Origin of the sequence: Pseudoalteromonas ulvae UL12 (genome assembly GCF_014925405.1) — a bacterium.
GTDB classification, from domain to species: Bacteria; Pseudomonadota; Gammaproteobacteria; order Enterobacterales; family Alteromonadaceae; genus Pseudoalteromonas; species Pseudoalteromonas ulvae.
The window spans coordinates 75860-99003 of sequence record NZ_AQHJ01000028.1; the positions used below are offsets into that span (position 1 = coordinate 75860).

Below are 23144 nucleotides of genomic sequence, written 5' to 3' on the forward strand. Positions count from 1 at the left end.
GCAATGAAATATACATTACTTGCGGCCACTATGGGTGTGATTTTTAGCCAGTCTACTCATGCTGCGACGTACCAACTAGAAGAACTTGCAACATCAACTAACGCAAAATTACACTATGTGACAGCGTTTAATAACAGTGGTAATGCAATCGGTGTGACCCGTGGTCAATACAATATGCCGATTGATACAGCTGCGATTGATTTTGATGATGCAGGATTAAAAAGCGCTTACGAAAATCAAAAAGTGTATGAAGAATCTATCGATAAAACAATCACTTTTACCCTTGAAGATATTGAGAATAATATCATTAATGCTGATGCATTAACCTTCTTAATGACATTTTTACAGCAACGTACGCGTGACCCTAAGTGGCAAAAAATTTCTGATCAAGTAGCTGTTGATTATGCTACAGAGGTACAAGAAGTCATCTTATTTGATCAGCAATCTCCAGATTATGATGGCTTAACTCGCTCTGTTATTAATCAATATACGGCAGTGAGTGAAGATAACAGTAAAACAGCATGGGGCAGTGCGCCTTACCAAAAAATCCAATTTACACCTGAAGGCCGTGATGAAGACACGTATTTTGTACGTGATTTTGAATCACGTGCTATCGTGGTGTCACCTTTTGGTGAAAAGACTTCATTATTGCCAGTTTACGATACTCACGGTGGTGTGACTTTAGCGTCAGATATCACTTTGTTAGCAGATGGCACTTATTTAGTCGTGGGTGATAGCTCAACGGGGATCCCTGAAGATCGTCAAAAAAACCTCGACGATAATTGTGATGGTGTTGATGAGCCGGTAGCTGTGTGTATTTGGAGTTATAAAACATCTGAAACTCCGTTGTTTGACCGCCGTGCGATGAAGTGGCATTTAGACAGTGAGTTTAATGTTATTTCAGCCACTGAACTTGGACTAGGTCTGACACGAAAAGATGATGAAGGAATGGCATTTCGTAGCACCGCTGTGGGCGTAAATACCCAAGGACTGATTGTTGGCTATTCAGATATTCGTTGGAAAGACACCGACAGCCGCGTGTCGATGCCGGTTTACTTTAAAGATGGCAATGTCGTACCCTTTGTTAATCAAGAAGACGATTACTATCGTGGTAAGTCAGTTGCAGTCAACGAAGCAAATGTGATTACTGGTTATGCGACACGTCGTATTAGCGGTGTTGATCGCTCTAAGTTTTTTTACCATGATATTTCAACGGGTGACACTAAGTTTCCTGAAGATTTTTTCTCTAGTGCCAGTTCGATAGGTCGTGATATTAATAATAACGGCTTGATTGTGGGTGATGGTGAAATTGAGACCAGCACTTCAACAAACAGACGTCGTGAAGGTTTCCTTTACGATATTAATACCGAAAAATTTACCAACATTAATGATTTCCTGCCTTGTTACGACACAGATGGCAAAACCGCATATCCATACATTTTAGCGGAAGCAATTGCTATTAATGATAATAACGAAATTATTGGTGCTGCGACTAAAACCGTGAAAAAAACAGATGCGCTTGGTAACTTAGTGCTTGATGTAAATGGTAAGCAAGAGTTTGAAAGTGTTGTTGTGCCGGTGAAGTTAACGCCGATTAATGGTGAAGTTGAGTCGTGTCCTCCAACAGTACAAGATCCTTATGAACGAAATGGAGCAAGCTTTGCTTGGTTAGCTTTTTTAATGCTGCCATTAGTGGCGTGGCGCAGACGCTCATAAAGTAAAATCTGACAAATTCCAGATATAAAAAAGCCACTTGTTAGTGGCTTTTTTATATCTGGAATTTGGTTAGCGCTCATTTTTTATGTCTATTGAGCCATGCTTTTCGAACAGTTCTACGCCATAAAAGGTCAACAACAAAAAATCCGATTAAAGATGCGATTGTGGCACAAATCAAAGAGCCAATTATAAATGCAGGCCCTATACTAGAAATACTGGCTTCGAGCCATTGCCAAGTTGGCTCAAAAGCAAACTCTTGTTTTTTATGACCAAGTACGGCGACACCAACAAGATAACTGCCGTAGAAAATGGGTGGCATGGTAAATGGATTGGTTATCCAGACAAGAGCGACGGACAAAGGCAGATTGACTCGCAATGGAATTGCGATGGCTGCTGCGAGTAACATTTGAAAAGGAACAGGGATGAACGCGAAAAAAAGTCCTACAGCAAATGCCCCTCGGGCAGAGCGACGGTTCAGATGCCATAAGTTTGCATCGTGCAACACATCACCAAAAATGCGCAATGATTTATTATTTTTGATCTTGTTGTGATCAGGAAGAAAGCGTTGAATGGTTTTTTTTGGCATCGTTTAAAAATATTCCCTTTTAGTCAAATCAGTTTAGGATTTGTCTTTGGTTGTGTATTGTCGCTGTTTTTTTACAATACACCAGTGTTTTTTGGATTGAGTGTGGTTTTTACTCTGTTCAGCTTCTATTTTAAACAAATCCGACTTATCTTCGGCGCAGCTGTTATTGGTTTTGTTTATATATTAACCTACTATCACCTTGTATATGCGTGGCAGTTACCTACCTATACGCGAGGTGCTGAATATCAAATTGAAGCGCAAGTGTTGACTGAGTACGATAAAACGCAGCCTCGTTATCTTAAGATCAGATTATTAAAAGTTAATGATCGCACTATTGATCCTTGGCAAAAAGCATTGGGTTATGTCTCGATTTATAATAGTGATGTGCCACTTGCTTCGGGCACTATTTTTTCAGCGACGGCGCGTTTAAAACCTTATCGCCATGTTAGAAACCGTGGTGTAAATAATAAGGAATTGTTTTCGTTTTATCAGGGTATAAAAGTTAAAGGTTATATAAAAGGAGCCTCAATTGAGGTTTTCAACCGTTCAAATTCAAGTCAAATAGTCCGGGCAATTCCTGAATCTAAATATAGTGGTTTGTACCGAAGCTTTTTATTTGCAGATAAAACCAACATTAACAAACAAATTTATAACGATTTTAAGTTAAGTGGTTTAGCACATTTATTAGCAATTTCAGGCTTGCATATCGCGGTGGTGTTTTCATTTGGGATGATGATAGCCAAAGGAGTCATATTCGTGTGGCCGTTTCGGCTCACACAACAACATAATTTAAAGATATTTCAACTCACAATTGCTTTAGTACTGTGTTTTACATATGTATATTTAAGTGACTTTAGCTTATCTGCAACCCGTGCTTTTGTGATGCTGAGCGTGTTTGTGTTGTTATACATGCAGGGAAAATCTTACTTATCCTATCAGGCATTATTGTACGCACTTTTTGTGACGTTATTAATTAACCCTTTTCAATTGCTCAACCCAGGTCTTTATTTTTCATTTATTGCGGTTGCAGCCATTTTGTATTTCATTAATCATCGCTTTTATAACATTATAAGCCAGCGTAAATGGCTATGTTGGTTATACCGGCTTTTTTTATTGCAGATTGTGTTATTTGTATTGTTATTACCGTTAACTTGGCACTTTTTTGCTGGCATACCCGCGCTTAGTATCGTGATTAATCTGTTAGTTGTCCCTTTGTTTATGTTGTATTTACCCCTGTTAATGGTTGCTGTTGCTGTGTCCGTGATGTTTGAGCACTTCTGGTTATTATCGGTTGTAGATGTTATCACCGAGCTTTGGTTATCAGCTTTAAGCAAGATTGAATTAGAACGTTTTTGGCTGACATTGCCTGAGATGAGTTGGCAAACAACGGTACTTGTCTATTTATTATTTTTGCTCGCGAGTATTCCTTCATTGTGGCGATTTATTGTGTTGCCAATTCTTGCGGTGTTTAGTCACGTCCTTAGCGAAAAAGAGCCAAATTGGGAGATCAATATACTCGATGTTGGACATGGTCTGGGTGTGTTAATTTCACAGCATCGGCGTGTACTGGTGTATGATTTGGGAGCTCAATTTAAAAATGAATTTTCTTATGCTGAACAGCAGATTAAACCTTTTATTGATGCCAAGGCAGAACATGTCACACAAACCATTATTAGTCATCGCGATAACGATCATGCTGGCGGTTTAAGTTATTGGCATAAAATAGGGCTCTCAGATAGCTTGCTATTTGCGACCAATCCCAACGGCCAACCTGGTCATTGTCATCCGGGAAGTTATACGTTTGAACAACTCAGTGTATCGATTTTAGCGCCTTATCAGCTTTCAAGTCGAAGCAATAACAATTCTTGTGTGGTATTAATTAGCGATGGCGAATTAACAGTGTTGTTAGCCGGAGATATTCATCAAAAAGCTGAGCTTGAACTGATAAAAAGGTTTAAAAATCTCAATGTTGATTTTTTGATTGCACCACATCATGGTAGTAAAAGCTCCTCGTCATCGCCATTTATCGCGGCCACTTTACCTAAATGGGTCATTTACTCGAATGGCGCTTACCATCGCTGGAACATGCCTGACGTCTCAGTAATGGCCCGTTACCATCAAATAGGTGCACATCAACTTGAAACAAGAACACAAGGGCAGATCCGCATTCAAGTATTTGATGATACATATTCAATCGATTCGACAAGAGCTGCACAAAGATATTGGTTTTTATCCAATTAGTTTGGGTTTTAAGGGCTGCGGAGATACAATAGGCGCGTTTTTAATTAAAGATTAGAGTTATGAGCAAAACAGCGACACAAGTATATAAACGCTTATTCCGATATGTGGGTGACTATAAGTTTGTTGCCGCAATGGCTATTGTAGGCATGTTAGGGTACTCGGCGATGGATGCATTATTTGTAAGACTGATGAAGCCGTTTATCGATCATGGACTCAATGAGCAAAATGCGGATGTGTTAGCGGCGGCACCATATATTGTGATCGCACTTGTGCTTGCGCGGGGCATTTTTAATTTTATGTCAAGTTATTGCTTAAGTTACGTGGGCTCGCAGGTCGTTAGTAACCTCCGTCAACAGTTGTTTCAGCACATTTTAAATCTCCCCGTTTCATTTCATGATAATCAATCAAGTGGTAATTTAATTTCAAAAATCACCTTTGATACTGAACAAGTTCAACAAGCCATAACCAAAGCGTTATTAGTCCTTATTCGTGAAGGGGCGTATGTGGTTTTCTTACTTTATGTAATGTTTGAAGTGAATTGGCAGCTATCACTTATTTTTTTATTGGTGACGCCTTTTGTCGGGATTGTGGTCAGTGTCGTGTCTAAACGCTTTCGGAAAATTTCTAAGAATATTCAATCTGCGATGGGAGATGTGACCAGAAGCTCAGAACAGATGCTTAAAGGACATAAGGTCATTCACGGTTTTGGTGGCCAAAATCAAGAGATCGAGCGTTTTTCTGTGATCAATAATCACAATCGCCGTCAGCGTGTCAAAATGGATTCAACCAAAGCGTTGAGTGTCTCAGTGATACAAATTTTAGCAGCATCATCGATGGCGGTGATTTTGGCGGTCATTGCCATGCCGAACATGATAAACACCATTAGCTCAGGTACATTCGTGACGTTAATTTCGTCAATGATGCTCATGTTACGCCCTCTAAAACAAATCGCGAATGTAAATAGTGATTTGCAACGCGGTGTCTCTGCGGCGCAAAGTGTGTTTGAGATATTAGACACTGAGTTAGAAAAAGACGCAGGCACGAGAGCGTTGTCGAAAGCGATAGGGCGGATTGAGGTTGATCACTTAACATTCTCATACCCTTCAAAAGATGAAGCGGTGCTTCATGATTTATCACTGACGATTGAAGCTGGACAAAGTATTGCACTAGTAGGGCGCTCAGGATCAGGGAAATCGACGCTTTCGAATTTATTGCCCCGTTATTATGATGTTGCTAATCCTGAGTCTATTCGGCTCGATGGCTATCCTCTGTCAGAGTATGGCCTGACGGATTTAAGACGCCAGTTTGCCTTGGTCTCGCAACAAGTTGTGTTATTTAACGATACTATCCGCAATAATATTTGTTACGGTCATGATTCTGACATATCAGATGAGCAATTAATTGAAATAGCTAAACAAGCGCACATTTGGGAGTTTGTTAAAGAATTGCCTGAGGGCCTAGATACTATGGTTGGAGAAAATGGCGTCATGATGTCAGGTGGACAACGTCAGCGCATCGCCATTGCTCGGGCAATTGTCAAAGATGCGCCTATTTTGATTCTTGATGAAGCAACGTCCGCCCTTGATACTGAGTCTGAAAAGTTGATACAAGTCGCTTTAGAAGATTTAATGAAAAACAAAACATCAATCGTGATTGCACACCGTCTTTCTACCATTGAATCGGTCGACCAAATTTATGTCATTGATAATGGCCAGGTCATAGAACAGGGTAATCATGAACAACTTTTAAACCAAAATGGCCATTATGCCGCTTTAGTAAAAATGCAGTTTGGTGAACTTCAGTGAGTTTAATTGAAAAGAGCTGGTATCGTCCATTTGGCATCAGTTGGTTGTTATTTCCGTTTTCGCTGTTATTTTGGCTGCTCAGCTCGCTGCGTAAATATGCGTATCAATCCGGTTTGTTGGATCAGCCTGCAATGATGACTCCGGTTATCGTGATTGGGAATATTAGCGTAGGAGGCAATGGCAAAACACCTATGGTGATTTGGCTAACTGATTTTTTAAAAACACAGGGAAAGAGCGTTGTGGTTATTAGTCGCGGCTATGGTGGAGCAGCTTCTTCTTACCCTCTGATTGTTGAGCAAGACACATCACCGTCTCAAGCTGGCGATGAGCCAGTTTTAATTTATAAGCGGTGCGGTGTACCAGTGATTGTTGGCCCAAGCAGAGTACAAAGTATTCAGCTCGCCAATGAAAAATTCGCGCCCGATGTCATTATTTCTGATGATGGTATGCAGCATTATCAGATGAAACGAGCGGTTGAGATTTGTATTGTTGATGCACAGCGTCGTTTTGGAAATGGTTTTTTATTACCAATGGGGCCACTACGAGAAACACAATCGCGATTAGACTCAGTTGATTTCGTATTAGAAAATGGCGGACAATCTGACTTTAGCTATAGATTAAAAAGTGCCGGGTTTTATCGTGTATCGGATTTCACCCCTATTCAAGATGTACCAAAGCAGGGAGTCGCAGTGTCTGCGATTGGTAATCCAGCCCGTTTTGAAACAAGCTTATGCAAGCAAGGCGTTGAAACTTTAAATAAAGTTAATTTTAGAGATCACCATAAATATGGTTTAGAAGATTTTGCTGCATACTCAACACAACCAATTTTTATGACAGAAAAAGACGCAGTAAAATGCCATACATTCGCTCAAGATAACTGGTATTTTCTCAAAGTGGATGCTGAGCCAAATGAGGCTGCAAAACAAAAAATTGAATCAATCTTAATTACAAAAGGGATCCTTGATGGCCTTTGATACTAAACTCCTCGAAATTATTGCTTGTCCTGTGACGAAAGGAAAGCTTCGTTATGATAGAGACAATGCAGAATTAATCAGCACACAAGCTAAATTAGCGTATCCAATTCGTGATGATATTCCGGTGCTGCTAGAAAATGAAGCGCGAGAGTTAACAATGCAAGAGGTCGAACAGTGGAATTCATAGTCGTTATTCCAGCTCGATTTGCATCGACACGATTACCTGGTAAACCGCTGGCTGATATCTGCGGTAAACCTATGATTCAACATGTGTATGAAAAAGCGATACAATCAGGTGCCGCTAAAGTAGTGATTGCAACCGATCACACAGATGTATTAACGGCTTGTAAACGCTTTACTGACAACGTCTTAATGACGCAAGATTCCCATGAGTCAGGCACAGAACGTTTAGCCGAAGTGGTTGACTTACTTAAGCTTTCAGATGACATGATTGTAGTGAATGTTCAAGGTGATGAGCCGTTGCTCGCTCCAGAAAATGTCAAACAAGTGGCTGGGTTACTTAACGATGGCCAAGCGCCAATGGCGACACTGAGCGTAGCTATCACAGAACCAGAAGAAGCGTTTAACCCTAACGCAGTGAAAGTTGTGAGCGATAAGAGTGGTTTTGCGCTGTATTTCTCCCGTGCGACGATTCCTTATGATCGAGATCGTTATACTAGCCAACAGGTTCAGACTGATATAGGTGATTTCTACCAGCGTCACGTCGGCATTTATGCCTATCGAGCTGGATTTATTAAGCAATATATTAAAATGACTCCTTCTCCCCTTGAAAAAATAGAAGCATTAGAGCAGCTTCGTGTGTTGTTCCATGGTGAGAAAATTAAAATTGAGCAAGCTCATATTGAGCCTCAGGCAGGTGTTGATACGCCTGATGATCTTGCTCGAGTGATTGAGATTATGTCAAACAATGCTTGAGATTGTTTTTCAGCACACTGATTTTTATGTTTTTAATAAACCGACAGGGCTGAGTTTTCACAGTGAGCAGTGTGCAGGATTCGTCGTCATTGCAGAGCGTCAGGTCAATGAAAAATTATTTTCAGTTCATCGCCTTGATAAAGTGACTTCGGGGCTGATTATTTTAGCCAGGCATTCAGAAGCCGCTGCGCAGTTGACGGAGCTTTTTGCATCACACCTCATTAATAAGTTTTACCTAGCGCTTTCAGATAAAAAACCGAAGAAAAAACAAGGTTGGGTAAAAGGGGACATGGCCAAATCAAGACGAAGTGCCTATAAATTATTAAAAACCCACAATAACCCTGCGATAACTCGGTTTTACTCTCTAGCCTGCTCGAATGGACTTCGCGGGTTTTTGTTAAAGCCTTACAGTGGTAAAACTCATCAATTAAGGGTGGCACTTAAAAGCCTATCGGCGCCTATTTTAGGTGATAGTCTGTACGGTGGAACGCTGAGTGATCGCACGTATTTACATGCGTATGCCCTTGAATTTACATGGCAGAATCAATGTATTCAATTAGTCTGTAAGCCTGATGTTGGCGATCAATATACAGCTCTTGATTGGCAACAAACTTTATTTCCATGGGTAGAACCTTGGTTACTAGATTGGTAGTGAGATAAACAGAAAACTATGACAACAACGGATTATCAAACTCGTTTTGGTGGTATTGCACGAGTTTACGGCAAAGATCAAAGCGAATGGCTGACACAAGCACATTTTTGTGTCGTTGGGATTGGAGGAGTCGGCAGCTGGGTTGCAGAGGCGTTTGCACGCTCGGGTATTGGCCATATCACATTAATTGACTTAGATGATATTTGTACGACGAATATTAATCGTCAGATCCATGCCTTAACTGGCACTGTCGGAGATGAGAAAACTCATGCAATGGCCAATCGGATCAAAGAAATTAATCCTGCTTGTAACGTTAATATCATCGATGATTTTTTGACACTCGAGAATATTTCAGAACATATTCATAGTTATGATTATGTCATTGATTGTATCGATCAAGTGCCTGTAAAAGCGGCATTAATCGCACATTGTAAACGCAATAAAATTGCTATATTCACCACTGGAGGCGCAGGAGGTCAATCGGATCCAAGTCAAATTCTATATGGTGATGTGGCTAAAACGACTCAAGATCCACTGCTAGCAAAAGTACGTTACTTGTTACGAAAACAATATAATTTCTCGGCCAATCCTAAGCGAAAATTTGGCATTGATTGTGTGTATTCAACGGAGCAACTTAGCTATCCGACTAGTGATGGATCAGTGTGCCAAGCCAAACAAATGGCAGATGGTTCCATGAACATGGATTGTGCGACCGGATTTGGTTCGTTAACTATGGTAACAGGGACATTTGGCTTCTTTGCAGCATCAAAAGCAATAAAAAAATACTTAGAAAAAAGACAACGAGTCATTAAGGCTGAACAGTAATTCACTTAGCCTGATCTCTGGTCAATAGCCCCAATAACGTCTTGATTTATTGTCTAAATTTTAGTTTAGTTATAGCGAGCTATAAATTGTGTTATCTCATTGGCAATGGCTTTGATCCCATTGCCTCGAGATGGGCTTAAATGTTTAATTAAATCCATTTGTGTAAATTCAGATGCTATGTCTATTTGTTCGGCTTCAATAGGTGTTAGGCCGTTGAAACAATGCAATATGATAGCAACGATCCCTTTGACGATACGGGTATCTGAATCGGCAACAACCACTAAAGTATTATCTGATTCATTTAGCTCCAAATATAACCACACATTACTTTCACAGCCACTCACTTTAGCTGAATCCACTTTTAAAGCATCGGGTAATGTTGGCAACATTTTACCAAATAACATGATGTGGCGATATTTGTCTTGCCAGGAAGTCGCTGCGATTATGGTTTTTTTAAGGGTGGTATATTCTTGATTCATATGGTTAATCTAATAATGAAATTGCGGTTTTAAGTGCAGTGATAAACAAATCAATGTCTTGATGATTATTATAAAAGGCTAAACTTACACGCACAGTGCCAGATACATTTAAGTGTGCCATTAATGGCTGAGTACAGTGGTGGCCTGAACGTACAGCAATGCCATTTTGATCTAATAAATGAGCGATATCATAAGGGTGTTCATTCTTATAGTTGAAACTGACGGTGCCGATATTGTTAATCAAATCACCATAAATTTTGATACCATCGATTGCTCGTAAGGATTTGACTAAATAATTGAACAGTTCAAGCTCGTAAGCTCTGATATGCGTGTGATTAAGTGATTCTAAATATTCAAGCGCCGACTTAAAAGCAATGACAGCAGAAATATTGGGTGTCCCAGCTTCAAATTTAGCAGGTGGGGCTGCAAAGGTGGTGTGCTCAAAACTGACTGAATCAATCATTTCTCCGCCCGTTTGATAGACCGGAAGGGCACATAAAGCCTCGTATTTACCATATAAAGCGCCTAAACCCGTTGGGCCTAACGCTTTATGAGCAGATAAAACATAATAATCACAATCTAATTCTTTAAGATTAGGCTGCAGATGCAGAAAACCTTGTGCGCCATCAATGACCGTAATTGTATTAAATTGTTTACTAAATTGAATTAAAGATTCGATTGGCTGAATATTACCAAGTGCATTTGAAGCATGGGAAAGGGCCAACACTGTCGGTTGAGCTTGTTCAATTATTTGATATGCGTTATCTATTTCGAGAATACCGAGTTCGTTAATCGGTAATACTATTAATTTCGCCCCAGTTTTTTGGCATAGCTGTTGCCAAGGTACGATGTTGGCATGATGTTCAAGAGCACTGATAACAATCGTATCACTCGAATCGATAGTGTCTCTTAAACCATAAGCAATGAGATTAATCGCTTCTGTAGCCCCTTTAGTCCAAACGATTTCAGAAGAGCTCACAGATAAATATTTAGCTAGCTGAGTGCGTGTTGCTTCATAGGCTGTGGTTGCTTGTTCACTTAATGTATGAATTCCGCGATGAACATTTGCATTTTGCTCACTGTAATAACGACTTATCGCTTCAATGACACAGCTCGGTTTTTGAGAGGTTGCACCAGAATCTAGATACACTAAAGGCGCGTGCTCAAATTGAGTGTTCAACAGCGGGAAGTCAGCGCGCAAGGATGCAGGGGATTTCATATATCTTTCTAAACAATAATAACTGGCAGGTATTTTAAGGGAATATCAAGGCGAAGCAAGGAAGAATTAAAAAAGGCCACAGAAGTGGCCTTAATGTTTGGTTTACTAATATTAACGCTTGTCAGTAGCAACAAAATCGCGCTTAGTGTAACCAGTATATAACTGACGTGGGCGACCGATTTTGTGACCAGCTTGAGATAACATTTCATCCCAGTGTGAGATCCAACCAACAGTACGCGACATAGCAAAAATCACGGTGAACATATTTGTTGGGATACCAATAGCTTTTAAAATAATACCTGAGTAGAAATCAACATTTGGGTAAAGTTTTTTCTCTACGAAGTATGGGTCTTCTAGAGCGATTTGCTCTAAACGCATTGCAACATCAAGAAGTGGATCTTGGATATTTAGCTCCGCAAGTACTTCGTGACACGTTTGACGCATTACAGTTGCACGTGGATCGAAGTTTTTGTAAACGCGGTGACCAAAGCCCATTAGACGGAACGGGTCATTTTTGTCTTTCGCTTTAGCAACATACTCATCGATACGATCAACTGAACCGATTTCTTCTAGCATGGTTAAACACGCTTCATTGGCACCACCGTGTGCAGGACCCCAAAGTGATGCAATACCGGCTGCGATACATGCATAAGGATTTGCACCTGAAGAACCAGCTAAACGGACTGTTGAAGTCGATGCATTTTGTTCATGATCTGCATGCAACATGAAAATGCGATCCATAGCTTTAGCAAGCACAGGGCTTACCTTGTACTCTTCAGCTGGGACAGAGAACATCATGTGTAAGAAGTTTTCTGCATAGGTTAAATCATTGCGAGGATAAACGAACGGTTGACCAATGGTATATTTGTAAGCCATTGCAGCAATAGTCGGAAGCTTAGCAACAAGTTTAATTGCACTCGTCTTACGCTGCTCTGCGTTGGTAATGTCAATATCATCATGATAAAAAGATGAAAGAGCACCCACCACACCACATAACATAGCCATTGGATGTGCATCAACACGGAATCCTTGGAAGAATGAAGCAATTTTTTCATGAAGCATTGTATTTGTTGTGATGTCAGTTACAAACTCAGCCATTTGCGCTTCGTTTGGTAACTCACCTTCAAGCAATAAATAACAAAGCTCTAAGTAATTTGAGTTTTCAGCTAGATCGTCGATTGCATAACCACGGTGTAGTAACACACCTTTTGCACCATCGATAAAGGTGATTGCTGATTCACATGAACCCGTTGACATGAAACCTGGGTCATAAGTGAAATAGCCGTGGGCACCTAAAGTGCGAACATCAATAACATCTTGACCAGCGGTTCCAGAATAAATCGGTAATTCAATTGGGTCTAGACCATCGATATGAACTGTGGCTTTGTTGTCGGCCATCTAATACTCTCCTATGATAACAATTCTGATTGTTAGTTTTTATACTGATTATAAGCACGTTAAGTTCATTTTAACGTAAAAACCACTATGAAAGTCAATTTTAATGCATAAACGTATAATAAATATTCTGAGGAGATTAAATATTATACCAATGGCTAATTCGCAAGCCGCTCTAATTAAACAAGAATTGTAATATGGTCAGTGGCTATATATACTGTGGTAGGTTTAACACCGCTACGTCTTCAGTGATTTTTAGCATTCTACTTAGGTTCGTCCCCTAAGTAAGCGAATCACTTTGATGGTTCCACTTACATTTTAAGTGGGTTGACAACAACAATAGTTGGACTCTTTATGAGTCAGATGGGCAAGTAACTGTGAAAAAGCAACGACCTGTAAATCTAGATTTATCGACTATATCAATGCCGGCGACTGCAAAGGCATCAATCTTACACCGTGTTACTGGTGTAGCTTTGTTCTTTGCACTTACATTCGTCATCTGGGCTTGGTCTGAATCTCTTTCTTCTGCTCAAGGTTTTGAGTTTGTAAAGAGCCTCTTCACTGGCTTTATCGCTAAATTCATCGCATGGGGTACAATCACTGTATTGATTTACCACTTAATTGGCGGTTTCCGTCACTTAATTATGGAGATGGGTCACTGGGAAGAATTAGAGTCAGGTAACAACAGTGCTAAAGCTGCAATCGCACTTTGGATTGTATTAGCTATAGCAGCAGGAGCATGGATATGGTTTTAAATCAAGCATCTCTTAAGCGTGATGGCGTACAAGATTTTGTATCCTTACGCGCGACGGCGCTAGTTTTAGCGGCATACGCATTATTCATCTTAGGTTATTTTATAGCCACTCCAGACGTCACTTTTGAAGCTTGGCAAGGGTTGTTTTCTAACCTTGCTGTTAAAGTGTTCACCCTTGCTGCACTCATTAGTATGATGATTCATACCCGCATTGGTTTGTGGCAAGTACTGACTGATTACATTAAAAATGCAAAGCTTCGTGCTGTATTGAGCTTTGTGTTGAATTTAATGGCTTTCGCTTATGTAGCGGTAGGCCTGTTTGTTCTGTGGGGTGTTTAAGTGAATTATACTGTCCGTGAATTCGATGCTGTTGTAATCGGTGCCGGTGGTGCTGGTATGCGCGCAGCACTTTCTATTACCGAATCAGGCAAAACATGTGCTCTGATTTCTAAAGTATTCCCAACACGCTCTCATACTGTGTCTGCACAGGGTGGTATCACCGTTGCGCTTGGTAATGCACACGAAGATAACTGGGAATTCCATATGTATGATACCGTTAAAGGCTCCGATTTTATCGGTGACCAAGACGCTATCGAATATATGTGTAAAACAGGTCCTGAAGCGATTACTGAACTTGAAAATATGGGTCTTCCATTTTCTCGTTTTGAAAATGGCCGTGTTTATCAGCGTCCATTTGGTGGTCAATCAAAGAATTTTGGTGGTGAGCAGGCAGCTCGTACTGCAGCTGCAGCTGATAGAACAGGTCATGCATTGCTTCATTGCTTATACCAACAGAATGTCAAAAATAAAACAAATGTATATTCTGAATGGTACGCATTAGATTTAGTTAAAAACCAAGATGGTGCGGTTGTTGGTTGTACAGCAATTGACATCGAAACAGGTGAAGTTGTTTACTTCAAATCTAAAGCTGTCGTACTTGCGACGGGTGGTGCAGGTCGTATTTACGCATCAACAACCAATGCTCACATTAATACTGGTGACGGTGTTGGTATGGCAACTCGTGCCGGCATTACTTTGCAAGATATGGAAATGTGGCAATTCCACCCGACAGGTATTGCGGGAGCGGGTGTACTGGTAACTGAAGGTTGTCGTGGTGAAGGTGGTTATCTTTTAAATAAAGATGGTGAGCGTTTCATGGAGCGTTATGCTCCAAATGCTAAAGACCTTGCTGGCCGTGATGTTGTTGCACGTTCAATGATGACTGAAATCCGTGAAGGTCGTGGTTGTGATGGTCCATGGGGTCCACACATTAAACTGAAATTAGACCATCTCGGTGAAGAAACACTCAATCTTCGTCTACCAGGTGTATGTGACTTATCAAAAACATTTGCTCACATTGATCCTGCAAAAGAACCAATTCCAGTTATTCCTACTTGTCATTATCAGATGGGTGGTATTCCAACTAATGTTAATGGTCAAGCACTGAACATTGATGCTGCAGGTAATAGCTCTGTCGTTGAAGGTTTATTCGCTGTAGGTGAGATTGCATGTGTATCTGTACATGGTGCTAACCGCCTTGGTGGTAACTCTCTTCTTGACTTAGTTGTATTTGGTCGCGCTGCAGGTCTGTACCTTGGAAAATATCTTGCAGATAAAGATTTTGGCCGTGAAGCGTCTGAATCTGATCTTGAACAGTCTTTGGCTCGTTTCAATCGTTGGGAAAGCTCAAAGGTTGGTCAAGGCGAAGACCCTGTACAGATCAAGAAAGACCTACAAATGTGTATGCAGCTAAACTTCTCGGTATTCCGTGAAGGTGAAGCGATGGCACAAGGTCTTGCTGAATTAAAAGAGATCCGTGAACGTCTTAAATTTGCACGTTTAGATGATAAGTCTGCAGAATTTAATACAGCTCGAATTGAATGTTTAGAGCTTGATAATTTAATGGAAACAGCTTATTCAACAGCTGTTGCTGCTAACTTCCGTACAGAGTCTCGTGGTGCGCATGCACGTCAAGATTTCACAGAACGTGATGATGAAAACTGGTTATGTCACTCGATTTATAATCCTGTTACAGAATCTATGAGTAAGCGTGATGTGAATTTTGCTCCAACTTTACGTGAAGCATTCCCACCTAAAGCACGTACATACTAGGAGATCAGCAAGTGGCTACGTTAAAATTTTCAGTTTATCGTTACAACCCGGACGTTGACAACGCACCAAGAATGCAAGATTACACACTCGAGGCTGAAGAAGGCCGAGATATGATGGTGTTAGATGCCCTTTTACAATTAAAAGAGCAAGATCCAACTTTATCATTCCGTCGTTCTTGTCGTGAAGGTGTCTGTGGTTCTGATGGATTAAACATGAATGGTAAGAATGGTCTTGCTTGTATTACCCCTTTGTCTGAATTGACTAAAGGTGGCAATAAAGGCATTGTAATTCGCCCATTACCAGGCTTACCTGTTATCCGTGATTTAATTATCGATATGACTCAATTTTTCACTCAATATGAAAAAGTAAAACCATATCTTATTAATGAAACACCAGCGGCGGGTGAACGTTATCAATCATTAGAAGATCGTGATAAGTTAGATGGCCTTTATGAATGTATTTTATGTGCATGTTGTTCTACATCATGTCCATCATTCTGGTGGAATCCAGATAAATTCATCGGTCCTGCAGGCTTATTAGCGGCTTATCGTTTCTTAATTGATAGTCGTGATACAGCTACTGAAGAGCGCTTAGGCGATCTAGACGATGCATTTAGTGTTTTCCGTTGTCACGGAATCATGAACTGCGTCAATGTGTGTCCAAAAGGTTTGAATCCAACTAAAGCGATTGGACACATTAAATCTATGCTTTTAAACCGTTCGGTTTAATTAAATAGTTTGGGTAACGCAATAGTTAAATGTTGATTTATTTAACTATTGCGCTTTAATTTTATTTTGATTTCTGCGCTAGAGAAAAGGGCATATAAATGCACGAAGGTGTAATGAAGGCATGGCTAGAGTCTTCTCACTTAAACGGCGGCAACGTTGCTTATGTAGAAGATCTGTACGAAGCGTACTTAGACGATGCAACTTCTGTAACAGAAGAATGGCGTCAAATATTCGACCAGTTACCTAAAGTTGACGGAGTCGATGTCGAAAGTAAGCACTCTGAAATTCGAGCTCAATTTGCTGAGCTGGCTAAAAACAAACACAGAGAAGTAACTGTAGTTGGCGGTGGTGCCGATGATGCGAAACAAGTTAAAGTTTTACAACTTATTAATGCATTTAGGTTTCGAGGTCATCAAAACGCAAACTTAGATCCGCTGAGTTTATGGCAAAGAGAGCGAGTTCGAGATTTAGAGTTATCATACCATGACCTATCTGAATCTGATTTTGATCGCCAATTTAATGTGGGATCATTTGCATCTGCTACTGACACTATGCCGCTTGGCGAGCTCTACAGCGCACTTAAAAAAACTTACTGTGGTTCAATTGGTGCAGAATATATGCACATTACTTCGACAGAAGAAAAACGTTGGTTACAGCAACGCCTTGAATCTGTCCAATCAAAGCCTCAGTTTGATAAAGAAACAAAGTTACGAATTTTACACGGTTTAACAGCCGCTGATGGCCTTGAAAAGTATTTGGGAGCAAAATTCCCAGGTGCAAAACGTTTCTCATTAGAAGGTGGTGACTCTCTTGTTCCTATGCTTAAGGAACTGATCCATCGAGCAGGTGAAAGCGGCCAACAAGAAGTTGTTATTGGGATGGCTCACCGTGGCCGTTTAAATGTCTTAGTGAACGTGATGGGTAAAAACCCATCAGAACTATTTGATGAATTTGCTGGGAAAATAAAATCAGACAGCTCAGGTGATGTAAAATATCATATGGGTTTTTCCTCTGACTTCGCTACCAAAGGTGGTGATGTTCATATGGCTCTATCATTTAATCCATCGCACTTAGAAATTGTTAACCCAGTTGTAATGGGTTCTGTTCGTGCGCGTTTGGACCGCTTAGACCGTAATACGGGTTCTAAAGCATTACCGATCACTATTCATGGTGACTCTGCGATTGCAGGGCAAGGTGTTGTTCAAGAAACGTTTAATCTATCGCAAACTCGTGCATTTAGTGTGGGCGGTACAGTACGAATTGTTGTGAACAATCAGGTTGGATTTACAACGTCTAAACAAGAAGACGTTCGTTCAACCGATTACTGTACAGATATTGCAAAAATGGTCCAAGCACCTATTTTTCACGTCAATTCAGATGATCCAGAAGCAGTTGCACTCGTTACTCACATCGCACTTGATTTTAGAAATCAATTTAAGCGTGATGTGGTCATCGATTTAGTTTGTTATCGCCGTCATGGACATAATGAAGCTGATGAGCCAAATGCAACGCAGCCATTAATGTATCAAAAAATTAAGAAACATCCTGTCCCTCGGGATCTTTATGCGCAACAACTTGCAAATGAAGGGGTGTTAACTGTTGATGAGTCGAAAGTTTTAGCTAATGCATATCGTGAAAGTTTAGATGGCGGTCAATGTGTTGTATCTGAAATTCTTCCAAATACCAAGCACTCATCTGATTGGTCAAAATTTGTTGGTCATGATTGGGATACTCCATACGATGCAGCGGTTTCTATCGATAAGTTAAAAGAATTAGCTGTAAAAGTATCGACATATCCAAAAGATCATAAAGCTCAATCACGTGTTAAAAAGATTTACGATGATCGCAAGTTAATGGCGACAGGTGAAAAACTACTTGATTGGGGTATGGCTGAAACGTTAGCGTATGCAACGATTGTTGAAAATGGCACAGAGATTCGAATGACTGGCCAGGATTCAGGTCGTGGTACATTCTTCCACCGTCATGCCGTTGTTCACAATCAAGTTGATGGTTCTACCTATTTGCCTTTGCAAAACATCAGTGAAAACCAAGGTGTGTTTGAAGTATACGATTCAGTACTTTCAGAAGAAGCCGTCCTTGCGTTTGAATATGGTTATGCCACGGCAGAACCGACAACGCTGGTTCTTTGGGAAGCTCAGTTTGGTGACTTTGCGAATGGTGCCCAAGTTGTATTCGACCAATTTTTAAGTTCGGGAGAACAAAAATGGGGTCGTTTGTGTGGTTTAACGGTGATGCTTCCACATGGTTACGAAGGCCAAGGTCCTGAGCACAGTTCAGCCCGTTTAGAGCGTTTCTTACAGCTTTGCGCAGATCACAATATGCAAGTATGTGTGCCTTCTACTCCTGCGCAAGTTTATGCAATGTTACGTCGCCAACAAGTGCGTCCATTACGTAGACCTTTAATTGTTATGACTCCTAAGTCATTGCTGCGTCACCCATTAGCGGTGTCTACACTTGAAGAACTTGCTGATGGTACATTCCACAATATCATCGGTGAAATTGATGACATTGATGCTAAAAATGTTGAACGTGTTGTATTTTGTAGTGGTAAAGTTTACTACGAGCTTTTACAAGAACGCCGTGCACAAGAATTAAATAATGTTGCGATTGTTCGTGTTGAACAACTTTATCCATTCCCTCATAAAGAAATGGAAGAGTTGATGAGCAATTATCAACATGTTAAAGATTTTGTTTGGTGTCAAGAAGAGCCACAAAACCAAGGCGCATGGTATTGTTCGCAACATCATTTTGTTGATGCGATTCCACAAGGTGCGAAACTTGCTTACGCGGGTCGTAAAGCTTCAGCTTCACCTGCTTGTGGATATATGTCTGTTCATACAGCCGAGCAACAAGCGTTAATTGCTGACGCACTGACAATTAAAAAATAAGGGATAGTCATGACAGTAGAAATTAAAGTTCCTGTTCTTCCAGAGTCTGTCGCTGATGCAACTATTGCCACTTGGCACGTTAGCGTTGGTGATACCGTTAGCCGAGATCAGAACTTGGTTGATATTGAAACAGATAAAGTAGTTTTAGAAGTTGTGGCGCCAGAAGATGGTGTCGTGACTGAAATTTCGCAACAAGAAGGTGCGACAGTATTAGGTCAACAAGTTATTGCACTTATTGGTGCAGGTGATTCGACCGCTGTTGCGCAAGAACAATCAGTAGCGCCAAGTGCAGAGGCGCCAGTATCAGAAGGTAAAGCAGTGGATATTTTAGTTCCAGTTCTTCCAGAATCAGTAGCAGACGCTACAATCGCCACTTGGCATGTTCAACCTGGCGAAGCCGTTAGCCGAGATCAAAATTTAGTTGATATCGAAACAGATAAAGTTGTGTTAGAAGTTGTTGCACCTGCTGATGGTGTCATGGGTGAACACATTCATGCAGAAGGCGATACTGTTTTAGGTCAACAATTGATTGGTAAACTAATCGAAGGAGCATCTGCGGCTCCTGCAGCAGCTGCTGCGCCTACAGCTCAAGCACCTGCAACGTCAGACGATAGCGCTTCAGATGTACTTACACCATCTGTACGCCGTTTAATTGCTGAAAAAGGCCTTGATGCTTCTAAGATTAAAGGGACAGGTAAAGGTGGTCGTGTAACTAAAGAAGATGTTGATACCTTCTTAAAAGCACCTGCTCCTTCAGCTGCTGCGCCAGCGCCAGTTGCTCAACTTGGTGAGCGTACTCAAAAGCGCGTACCAATGACTCGTCTTCGTAAAACAATTGCAAACCGTCTTCTAGAAGCTAAAAACTCTACAGCGATGCTGACGACATTTAACGAAGTGAACATGAAGCCAATTATGGATCTTCGTAAACAGTATCAAGATGTATTCGAAAAACGTCATGGTATTCGTTTAGGTTTCATGTCTTTTTATGTGAAAGCCGTCACTGAAGCTCTAAAACGTTTCCCTGAAGTAAATGCATCAATTGATGGCGATGATATCGTTTACCACAATTATTTCGATATCAGTATTGCGGTGTCTACACCACGTGGTTTGGTTACGCCAGTATTACGTGATTGTGACAAACTATCAGTAGCAGAAATTGAAAAAGGTATCCGTGAGTTAGCACTTAAAGGCCGTGATGGTAAATTATCAATGGACGACATGACAGGTGGTAACTTTACGATTACGAATGGTGGTGTATTTGGTTCACTATTATCAACACCAATCATTAATTTACCGCAATCATCAATTTTAGGTATGCACAAAATCCAAGATCGCCCAATGGCTGTCAATGGAAAAGTTGAGATCTTACCTATGATGTACTTAGCGTTATCATATGATCACCGTCAAATCGATGGTAAAGAATCAGTGGGTTTCTTAGTAACAATTAAAGAGTTATTAGAAGATCCTACACGTCTTTTATTAGATGTGTAATAAAACCTGATTATAAAATAAGCTGTGACACCTGTTCACGGCTTTTTTTATGACTGTTTGTGGGTAAGGGTGTTTCATTGTAACACTTGCAGATCTATACTACCTGCGCAATTTGGGATGGTTGATTATTCTGAGTAATAATTAGCCCTTTTAGTAAAAAACATTGGATAAAACATCATGAATTTGCATGAGTATCAGGCAAAACAACTGTTTGCCGAATATGGTTTACCAGTTTCAGAAGGTTTCGCATGCGATACCCCTCAAGAAGCTGTAGAAGCTGCTGCTAAAATTGGCGGTGATATGTGGGTTGTTAAGTGTCAAGTACACGCAGGCGGCCGTGGTAAAGCAGGTGGCGTTAAGCTGGTTAAATCGAAAGAAGAAATCAGAGCATTCGCTGAAAGCTGGTTAGGTAAAAACCTAGTTACGTATCAAACAGACGAAAACGGTCAGCCAGTTGCTAAGATTTTAGTTGAAAGCTGTACTGATATCGCAAATGAATTATACCTAGGCGCAGTTGTTGACCGTGCTTCACGTAAAGTTGTTTTCATGGCGTCTACTGAAGGCGGCGTTGAAATTGAAACTGTTGCTGAAGAAACTCCTGAGCTTATTCATAAAGCTGAAATCGATCCATTAGTAGGTCCTCAAGCTTATCAAGCTCGTGAATTAGGTTTTAAACTTGGTTTAAACCCAACGCAAATGAAGCAATTTGTTAAGATCTTTATGGGTCTTGGTCAAATGTTCAACGATTTCGATTTCGCTCTTTTAGAAATCAATCCGTTAGTTATCACTGATGAAGGTAATCTTCACTGTCTTGACGGTAAAATCGGCATCGACGGAAATGCACTTTACCGTCAACCAAAAATCCGTGAATTCCACGATCCATCTCAAGAAGATGCACGTGAAGCTCACGCAGCAAGCTTCGAGCTTAACTATGTCGCCCTAGATGGTAACGTAGGTTGTATGGTTAACGGTGCAGGCCTAGCAATGGGTACTATGGACATCGTAAACCTACACGGTGGCAAGCCAGCTAATTTCTTAGATGTTGGCGGCGGCGCGACGAAAGAGCGTGTTTCTGAAGCATTCAAAATCATTCTTTCTGACGATAATGTTAAAGCTGTTTTAGTTAACATCTTTGGTGGTATTGTACGTTGTGACATGATTGCTGAAGGTATCATTGGCGCAGTAAAAGAAGTAGGCGTAAACGTGCCTGTAGTTGTACGTTTAGAAGGTACTAATGCTGAATTAGGTCGCGAAGTTCTTGCTAAGTCAGACCTTAACATCATCGCTGCTGAATCATTAACAGACGCAGCTGAAAAAGTTGTTGCTGCTGCGGAGGGCAAATAATGTCTGTATTAATTAATAAAGATACAAAAGTTATCTGTCAAGGCTTCACTGGTGGTCAAGGTACTTTCCACTCTGAGCAAGCGCTTGAGTACGGCACACAAATGGTTGGTGGTGTAAGCCCAGGTAAAGGCGGTCAAACGCACCTAGGTCTTCCAGTATTCAATACTGTACGTGATGCTGTAGAAGCAACTGGCGCAACTGCATCAGTTATCTACGTACCAGCACCTTTCTGTAAAGATGCTATCTTAGAAGCAATCGATGCTGGCATCGAGCTAATTGTTTGTATCACTGAAGGTATTCCTACACTTGATATGGTTGACGTTAAAGTTAAACTAGATCAAACAGGAACTCGCATGATCGGTCCAAACTGCCCAGGTGTTATCACTCCTGGTGAGACTAAGATTGGTATCATGCCTGGTCACATTCACAAGCCTGGTAAAGTAGGTATTGTTTCTCGCTCTGGTACTTTAACGTATGAAGCTGTTAAGCAAACAACTGATGCTGGTTTTGGTCAGTCTACGTGTGTAGGTATTGGTGGGGATCCAATCCCAGGTACTAACTTTATCGACGTTTTAGAAATGTTCGAAAAAGATCCACAAACTGAAGCAATCGTAATGATTGGTGAAATTGGTGGAACAGCAGAAGAAGAAGCTGCTGAATACATCAAAGCAAACGTGACAAAACCTGTTGTTTCTTACATTGCTGGTGTAACTGCACCAGAAGGTAAGCGTATGGGTCACGCGGGCGCTATCATCGCAGGTGGTAAAGGGACTGCTGATGAGAAATTTGCTGCATTAGAAGCTGCTGGCGTACAAACTGTACGTTCACTTGCTGATATCGGTAAAGCACTTAAAGAAAAAACAGGCTGGTAATTCCTGCTCTGTTAGTAAAAGGCTGCCTATGTGCAGCCTTTTTTATTGGAATGAATTAACAAAAATATCGCAGTGATCATGTGATTAGCGCTGTTCGCGAGCACGG

At 40.8% G+C, this 23144-nt stretch carries 20 protein-coding genes; 16 read left to right on the plus strand and 4 right to left on the minus strand.

Features of this window, described 5'->3' with window-relative positions:
- Positions 1-3 precede the first annotated feature (3 nt).
- On the plus strand, positions 4-1716 hold the full coding sequence (locus PULV_RS10645) for a DUF3466 family protein (RefSeq protein ID WP_193331685.1): 1713 nt from the start codon (positions 4-6) through the stop codon (positions 1714-1716).
- A gap of 76 nt (positions 1717-1792) precedes the next feature.
- Here PULV_RS10645 and PULV_RS10650 read toward each other — a convergent pair whose 3' ends face one another.
- Entirely contained in the window at positions 1793-2302 is a 510-nt protein-coding gene (locus tag PULV_RS10650) for a DUF2062 domain-containing protein (protein ID WP_086744953.1), read from the minus strand.
- On the opposite strand from PULV_RS10650, the gene PULV_RS10655 reads away from it, so the two are divergent.
- The 7 genes from PULV_RS10655 to tcdA are packed head-to-tail and all read left to right on the plus strand — an operon-like array spanning position 2282 to position 9735.
- Positions 2282-4543, plus strand: coding sequence for a DNA internalization-related competence protein ComEC/Rec2 (locus PULV_RS10655; protein WP_193331686.1), 2262 nt, complete (start codon positions 2282-2284; stop codon positions 4541-4543). The genes PULV_RS10650 and PULV_RS10655 overlap by 21 nt on opposite strands.
- A gap of 59 nt (positions 4544-4602) precedes the next feature.
- The gene (msbA, locus tag PULV_RS10660) at positions 4603-6348 is read left to right on the plus strand and encodes a lipid A export permease/ATP-binding protein MsbA (protein ID WP_193331687.1); all 1746 of its coding nucleotides are present in this window, start codon (positions 4603-4605) and stop codon (positions 6346-6348) included.
- Positions 6345-7322 carry a tetraacyldisaccharide 4'-kinase gene (gene lpxK / locus PULV_RS10665; protein WP_193331688.1) on the plus strand — a complete coding sequence of 326 codons (978 nt, stop codon included), beginning with the start codon at positions 6345-6347 and terminating at the stop codon, positions 7320-7322. Before msbA ends, lpxK begins: the two co-directional genes overlap by 4 nt.
- Positions 7312-7509, plus strand: a complete 198-nt coding sequence (locus tag PULV_RS10670) for a Trm112 family protein (RefSeq protein WP_086744957.1) — start codon at positions 7312-7314, stop codon at positions 7507-7509. The genes lpxK and PULV_RS10670 overlap by 11 nt, the downstream gene beginning before the upstream one ends.
- Complete coding sequence (kdsB, locus tag PULV_RS10675) at positions 7497-8258, plus strand: 3-deoxy-manno-octulosonate cytidylyltransferase (RefSeq protein WP_193331689.1); 762 nt, start codon at positions 7497-7499, stop codon at positions 8256-8258. Before PULV_RS10670 ends, kdsB begins: the two co-directional genes overlap by 13 nt.
- Positions 8251-8910, plus strand: a complete 660-nt coding sequence (locus tag PULV_RS10680) for a TIGR01621 family pseudouridine synthase (protein WP_086744959.1) — start codon at positions 8251-8253, stop codon at positions 8908-8910. The genes kdsB and PULV_RS10680 overlap by 8 nt, the downstream gene beginning before the upstream one ends.
- An 18-nt stretch (positions 8911-8928) precedes the next feature.
- Entirely contained in the window at positions 8929-9735 is an 807-nt protein-coding gene (gene tcdA / locus PULV_RS10685) for a tRNA cyclic N6-threonylcarbamoyladenosine(37) synthase TcdA (protein ID WP_193331690.1), read from the plus strand.
- Positions 9736-9800: 65 nt separating this feature from the next.
- Here tcdA and PULV_RS10690 read toward each other — a convergent pair whose 3' ends face one another.
- From PULV_RS10690 to PULV_RS10700, 3 genes are all read right to left on the minus strand, one after another.
- Positions 9801-10214 (minus strand): SufE family protein, encoded by a 414-nt coding sequence (locus PULV_RS10690; RefSeq protein ID WP_193331691.1) that lies wholly within the window; start codon positions 10212-10214, stop codon positions 9801-9803.
- Between the two features lie 4 nt (positions 10215-10218).
- Positions 10219-11433 carry a SufS family cysteine desulfurase gene (locus PULV_RS10695; protein ID WP_193331692.1) on the minus strand — a complete coding sequence of 405 codons (1215 nt, stop codon included), beginning with the start codon at positions 11431-11433 and terminating at the stop codon, positions 10219-10221.
- A 111-nt stretch (positions 11434-11544) separates the two neighbouring features.
- On the minus strand, positions 11545-12831 hold the full coding sequence (locus PULV_RS10700; protein WP_086744963.1) for a citrate synthase: 1287 nt from the start codon (positions 12829-12831) through the stop codon (positions 11545-11547).
- A 374-nt stretch (positions 12832-13205) separates the two neighbouring features.
- Between PULV_RS10700 and sdhC the strand changes: the two genes are divergently transcribed.
- The 8 genes from sdhC (at position 13206) to sucD (ending at position 23038) form a co-directional block, all read left to right on the plus strand.
- Positions 13206-13583 (plus strand): succinate dehydrogenase, cytochrome b556 subunit, encoded by a 378-nt coding sequence (gene sdhC / locus PULV_RS10705; RefSeq protein WP_140372862.1) that lies wholly within the window; start codon positions 13206-13208, stop codon positions 13581-13583.
- A complete protein-coding gene (gene sdhD, locus PULV_RS10710; RefSeq protein ID WP_086745273.1) occupies positions 13574-13921 on the plus strand; it encodes a succinate dehydrogenase, hydrophobic membrane anchor protein in 348 nt (115 codons plus the stop codon). The genes sdhC and sdhD overlap by 10 nt, the downstream gene beginning before the upstream one ends.
- Positions 13922-15694, plus strand: coding sequence for a succinate dehydrogenase flavoprotein subunit (gene sdhA / locus PULV_RS10715; protein ID WP_086744965.1), 1773 nt, complete (start codon positions 13922-13924; stop codon positions 15692-15694).
- A gap of 11 nt (positions 15695-15705) precedes the next feature.
- On the plus strand, positions 15706-16422 hold the full coding sequence (locus tag PULV_RS10720; protein WP_086744966.1) for a succinate dehydrogenase iron-sulfur subunit: 717 nt from the start codon (positions 15706-15708) through the stop codon (positions 16420-16422).
- A gap of 98 nt (positions 16423-16520) precedes the next feature.
- Positions 16521-19331, plus strand: coding sequence for a 2-oxoglutarate dehydrogenase E1 component (sucA, locus tag PULV_RS10725; RefSeq protein WP_193331693.1), 2811 nt, complete (start codon positions 16521-16523; stop codon positions 19329-19331).
- 9 nt (positions 19332-19340) lie between these two features.
- Positions 19341-20822, plus strand: a complete 1482-nt coding sequence (gene odhB, locus PULV_RS10730) for a 2-oxoglutarate dehydrogenase complex dihydrolipoyllysine-residue succinyltransferase (protein ID WP_193331694.1) — start codon at positions 19341-19343, stop codon at positions 20820-20822.
- 177 nt (positions 20823-20999) lie between these two features.
- The gene (sucC, locus tag PULV_RS10735) at positions 21000-22166 is read left to right on the plus strand and encodes an ADP-forming succinate--CoA ligase subunit beta (RefSeq protein WP_086744969.1); all 1167 of its coding nucleotides are present in this window, start codon (positions 21000-21002) and stop codon (positions 22164-22166) included.
- A complete protein-coding gene (sucD, locus tag PULV_RS10740) occupies positions 22166-23038 on the plus strand; it encodes a succinate--CoA ligase subunit alpha (protein ID WP_086744970.1) in 873 nt (290 codons plus the stop codon). Before sucC ends, sucD begins: the two co-directional genes overlap by 1 nt.
- Positions 23039-23144 lie beyond the last annotated feature (106 nt).